Source organism: Arthrobacter sp. Y3225116 (assembly GCF_059091245.1).
The window spans coordinates 1-4,510 of the sequence record NZ_JBNHGL010000229.1; the positions used below are offsets into that span (position 1 = coordinate 1).

The 4,510-nt window shown below is 71.2% G+C and carries 5 protein-coding genes; 4 read left to right on the forward strand and 1 reads right to left on the reverse strand.

Annotated features, from left to right (window positions below; genetic code table 11):
- The 3 genes from AC5RV2_RS14970 to AC5RV2_RS14980 form a co-directional block, all read left to right on the forward strand.
- Window positions 1–707, forward strand: a 707-nt coding sequence (locus AC5RV2_RS14970) for an FAD-dependent oxidoreductase (RefSeq protein WP_494092987.1), incomplete at its 5' end; no start/stop codon positions are given.
- Between the two features lie 117 nt (window positions 708–824).
- Window positions 825–2,057 (forward strand): D-inositol-3-phosphate glycosyltransferase, encoded by a 1,233-nt coding sequence (mshA, locus tag AC5RV2_RS14975; protein ID WP_494092988.1) that lies wholly within the window; start codon window positions 825–827, stop codon window positions 2,055–2,057.
- A 56-nt stretch (window positions 2,058–2,113) separates the two neighbouring features.
- Complete coding sequence (locus AC5RV2_RS14980) at window positions 2,114–2,626, forward strand: GNAT family N-acetyltransferase (RefSeq protein ID WP_494092989.1); 513 nt, start codon at window positions 2,114–2,116, stop codon at window positions 2,624–2,626.
- Here the strand turns inward: AC5RV2_RS14980 and kynU are convergent.
- Window positions 2,623–3,852, reverse strand: coding sequence for a kynureninase (kynU, locus tag AC5RV2_RS14985; protein WP_494092990.1), 1,230 nt, complete (start codon window positions 3,850–3,852; stop codon window positions 2,623–2,625). The genes AC5RV2_RS14980 and kynU overlap by 4 nt on opposite strands.
- 153 nt (window positions 3,853–4,005) lie before the next feature.
- On the opposite strand from kynU, the gene AC5RV2_RS14990 reads away from it, so the two are divergent.
- The gene (locus AC5RV2_RS14990; RefSeq protein WP_494092991.1) at window positions 4,006–4,449 is read left to right on the forward strand and encodes a YciI family protein; all 444 of its coding nucleotides are present in this window, start codon (window positions 4,006–4,008) and stop codon (window positions 4,447–4,449) included.
- The last annotated feature ends 61 nt before the right edge of the window (window positions 4,450–4,510 follow it).

A 4,510-nucleotide genomic window follows, 5' to 3' on the forward strand; every position in this document is an offset into this window, starting at 1 on the left:
CTGCTGCTGCGGAGACGGTGCGGGCCAGGCTGGTGGTGGCGGCCGACGGCGCCTATTCCGCCCTGCGCCACCAACTCGGCGTCGGGGTGCGGACGCGGGTGTATCCGGACGCCTACCTGATGGGAGACTTCGCCGACACCACCGGCGACGGCAGCACCGCCGTGCTCTATTTGGAGGCGGGCGGGATCGTCGAATCCTTCCCGCTCCCCGGTGGCACCCGGCGCTGGGTGGCCAGGATGCCCGGCGTGGTCAGCCACCCGACGCCGGACGGCCTCGCCTCCCTGGTGGCGCGGCGCACCGGCGCCGGCCCGGACCCCGGCAGCTGCACCATGCTCAGCGCCTTCTCCGTCAGCTCCCGGATGCCCCGGCGGCTGATAGCCGGCCGCGTCGCGCTGGTCGGCGACGCGGCACACCAGGTCAGCCCGATCGGGGGGCAGGGCATGAACCTGGGCTGGCTGGACGCCGCGGCCTTGGCTCCGATCGTGGCCGCGGCCCTGGCGGGAGACCAGACGGGCATGGCGTTGCGGGGATACGAGGCGGACCGGCGGCGGGCGGCCAACACCGCCATCTGGCAGGCGCACCTGAACATGGCCCTGGGCAGGCCGTTGCCGCCGCCGGTGCTCGCGGCACGCAACCGCCTCTTCAGCACGCTCAGCCGCTTCCCCGGCGTGCAGGACACGGTGGCCAGCCGCTTCACCATGCACTGATCCGTCATCAAGCCGCTGGGGCTTACCCGGGCGGCTAAAGTGGCTGCTAGACAAATTCGGCGGCACGTCGTTTTTCCGAGCCGGAGACGTCCCGGCTGACACGGTCTGGAGGTGGGCATGGTCGGCGCGGAGCGCATCGCCGTGCTGTCGCTGCATACCTCGCCGCTGGCCCTCCCCGGCGGGGGCGACGCCGGCGGCATGAACGTCTACGTGCGCGCCCTGGCGCGGGAACAGGCGGCGCTGGGCACCGCCGTCGACGTTTTCACCCGCTCCCTGCACGACGGGCAGGAACCGGTGGAACATCCCCGCGCCGGCGTCCGCGTGATCCACCTGGACGGGGCCCCCGCCGACGCGGTAAGCAAGGAAGACCTGCCCCAGCGGCTGGCCGCGCTGGAGGCTTCACTGCGGCAGTTCACGCAGCGGGACGGGGCACGGTACGACGTGCTGCACTCGCACTACTGGCTCTCGGGTGCCGTGGGGCTGCGGCTGCAGCACGACTGGCACATTCCGCTGGTGCACTCGATGCACACGATGGGCCTGGTCAAAAACCTGCACCTGCAGCCCGGCGAACCGCCGGAGCCGGCCTCCCGGATCGACGGCGAACAAGCCATAGCGTCCGGATCCGGCCGGCTGATCGCCAATACCCTGACCGAGGCGGCCGAGTTGGTCGACCTCTACGGCGCGGACGAGGGGACGGTGGACGTGATCCCGCCCGGCGTGGACCTGCACACCTTCCGCCCCGACGGCCGCCGCACGGACCGGGAGGCGGCGGGCATCGGTCCGGATATCTTCCACCTGGTGTTCGCCGGCCGCATCCAGGTGCTCAAAGGGCCGCAGGTCCTGCTGGCCGCCGCGGCGGAACTGCGCCGGCAACGGCCCGACATCCGGCTGCGGGTGTCCATCATCGGGGAGATCAGCGGGTCCGCCGGGCTTGACCTGCCGTCGCTGGCCGGGAAGCTGGGGCTGGCGGACACGGTGACGCTCTCGCCCCCCGTGGAGCCGCGCGCCTTGGCGGCCACCTTCCGCAGCGCCGATGTAGTCGCGGTGCCGTCCTTCAGCGAATCCTTCGGCTTGGTCGCCCTGGAAGCGCAGGCGTGCGGCACGCCCGTCGTTGCTACCAACGTGGGCGGGCTGCCGGTGGCGGTCAGCCACGGGCTCACCGGGCTGCTGGTGGACGGGCACGACCCGGCCCGGTGGGCGGGGGCCCTCCGCGAGCTCCATGACTACCCGGAGTTCCGCCAGCGGCTGGGCGCCAATGCGGCGGTACACGCCTCGTCCTTCGGCTGGGAGCAGACCGCCGCCCTGACGGCGCACAGCTACCAGCTGGCGGTCGACCACTTCCGCCGCTGAACCTTGCGGCGCCGGCAAACATGGGATCCGGGCGGCGGCACGGCTAGGATTCATGGGTGCCAACCCCCGATTTCCGCATCCGCCGCGCCACCCGAGACGACATCCCCGCCACGCTCGACATGAAGCTCGCGGCCTGGCGGGAAACCTACGCGTCCCAGCGGCCGGAGAGCTTCTTCGCCGCCGAAGCGGCCCGGCGGGAGCAGCAGATCGACTGGTGGTCGCGCGGGCTGGCGGCGGGTGCGGAGCTGTGGGTCGCCGAAGACCCCGCCGGACGGATCATCGGCTGCTCCGGCGGCGGCCCCGCGCAGGACGACGACGCCGACGCCGCCGTGCCGCACGAACTGCAGATGCTCTACGTACTGGCGGAGGCCTACGGGACCGGGCTCGGGCGGCAGCTGCTGGAGGCCGCGATCGGCGGCGGGCCGGCGTTGCTCTGGGTCCTCGAGGACAACCCGCGCGCCCAGGCATTCTACCGCAAGCTCGGATTCAGTCCGGACGGACGCCGCGAGCCGCTGACCGGCCTGTGGGAGGGCCTGCACGAGATCCGGATGGTCCGGCGGGGCGGCTAAACCTGTTCGAGCTCGGCGCGAATGGCGGCGATGCCGCGCCACACCTCCTCGAAGCTGGTGGACAGCGGCGAGAGCCCCAGCCGGAGGCCGTCGGGCTCGCGGAAGTCCGGTATCACGCCCTGCTCCCAGAGCCTGCCGGTGATCTGCTTGAAGTCCGGGTGGTCGATGGTGACGTGCCCGCCGCGTTCGGCCGGATCAAGCGGCGAGGCGATGACGACGCCGAAACCGGCCAACGCCTCCTGCACGGCTTCGACGGCAAACCCGGTCAGGGCGATCGACTTTTCCCGGACCGCCGCCAGACCGGCCTCGTCGATTAGGGCGACCATGTCCTGGAGCGCGGTCATGCCGATGATCGGCGGAGTCCCGGACGTGAACCGGCGGATCCCGCCGGCCGGCTGGTACCCCTGACCCATCTCGAAGGGTTTGGCGCTGCCCAGCCAGCCTTGGATCGGCTGGCTCAGGTGCCGGTGCTCGGTCCGCACGTAGGCCCAGGCCGGGGCGCCCGGCCCGCCGTTGAGGTACTTGTAGCTGCAGCCGGCGGCCAAGTCGACGCCCCAGGCGTCCAGTTCGACGGGCAGCACCCCGGCGGAATGGCACAGGTCCCACAAAACCAGGGCACCGGCGTCGTGCGCGGCGGCAGTGATGGCCGCAATGTCCGCAACATAGCCGGAGCGGTAGGCCACGTGGCTGAGCAGCACGAGCGCGGTGTCGGGCCCCACGGCGGCCCGGACCGCTTCTGCCGTCACTCCCCCGGCGTGCGGGGGCTCGAGCCAGTCCAGCTCCAGGCCGCACTCGGCGGCGATGCCTTCCACGATGAAGCGGTCGGACGGAAAATTGTCCCGGTCCACCAGGATGCGCCGGCGCCCCGGGCGCGCGTCGATCGCGGCGCGGGCCAGCTTGTACAGGAGCACCGTGGTGGAGTCGGCTACCACGCATTGGCCCGGCGCGGCTCCCAGCACGACCCGGCCCAGCTCGTCGCCGATCCGCTCCGGCAACTGGAGCCAGACCTCGTCCCAGGCCCGGATCAGCCGGCCGCCCCACTGCTGCGCCATGACGTCCCGGACGCGCTCGATGCTGGCGGCCAGCGGCCGGCCCAGCGAATTGCCGTCGAGGTACGCCACGACGGCGTCGTCGTCGTGGCCCGCGAACCGGGTCCGGTATCCGGCCAGCGGGTCTGCGGCGTCAAGCATCCGGGCGCGGTCACGCAACTGATCGTCGTTGGTCATACGGCAAGCATAGAGGCGGCCGCCACGGGGCCGCCGAACCGCGGCGCGAAGATTCCGAAAAAAATTTCCCGGGGCTGTCGATATCCACGGCCCCCGTTCGACGGCATAGTAGAAGGCGCATGCCCGCGTCCTCGTTCCGAGAAGGAGAGAGCCATGAAGTACATGTTCATCATGCGGTCCACGGATGAAGCCCTTGAGGCGTCCAAATCCATGCCGTTCGAAGAAATGATCAACAAGATGGGCGCCTACAACGAGGCGATGATCAACGCCGGCGTCATGCTGGCGGGAGAAGGCCTGGCTGATCTTTCCGACGGCAGCGGATTCGTCGTGGACTTCTCGGAGGAACCGCCGATGGTGACCGACGGCCCGTACGGCGAAACGCACGAACTGTTCAACGGTTTCTGGATCGTCCAGGCGGCGTCCAAGGAGGAAGCCGCGGAGTGGGCCAGCCGCTGCCCGCTGGGACCGGGCTCAAAGCTGGAGGTCCGCCGCGTGACCGAGGCCGCCGACTTCGCGGACTTTGCGGACAACGAGTACATCCGGAAGGAAGAAGGATGGCGCGAGGAAGAGGCGAGGCTCCGCTCGGAGAACGCCTGACCACCGGAGCCGGGGCCCGGGAGCCCGGGGTGAGCGGAGCCGGGGCCCGGGAGCCCGGGGC

Coding starts and splice junctions, on each gene's coding strand:
- kynU (WP_494092990.1), bottom strand. CDS start 3,852: ATGACCAACGACGATCAGTTGCGTGACCGCGCCCGGATGCTTGACGCC.
- mshA (WP_494092988.1), top strand. CDS start 825: ATGGTCGGCGCGGAGCGCATCGCCGTGCTGTCGCTGCATACCTCGCCG.
- AC5RV2_RS14990 (WP_494092991.1), top strand. CDS start 4,006: ATGAAGTACATGTTCATCATGCGGTCCACGGATGAAGCCCTTGAGGCG.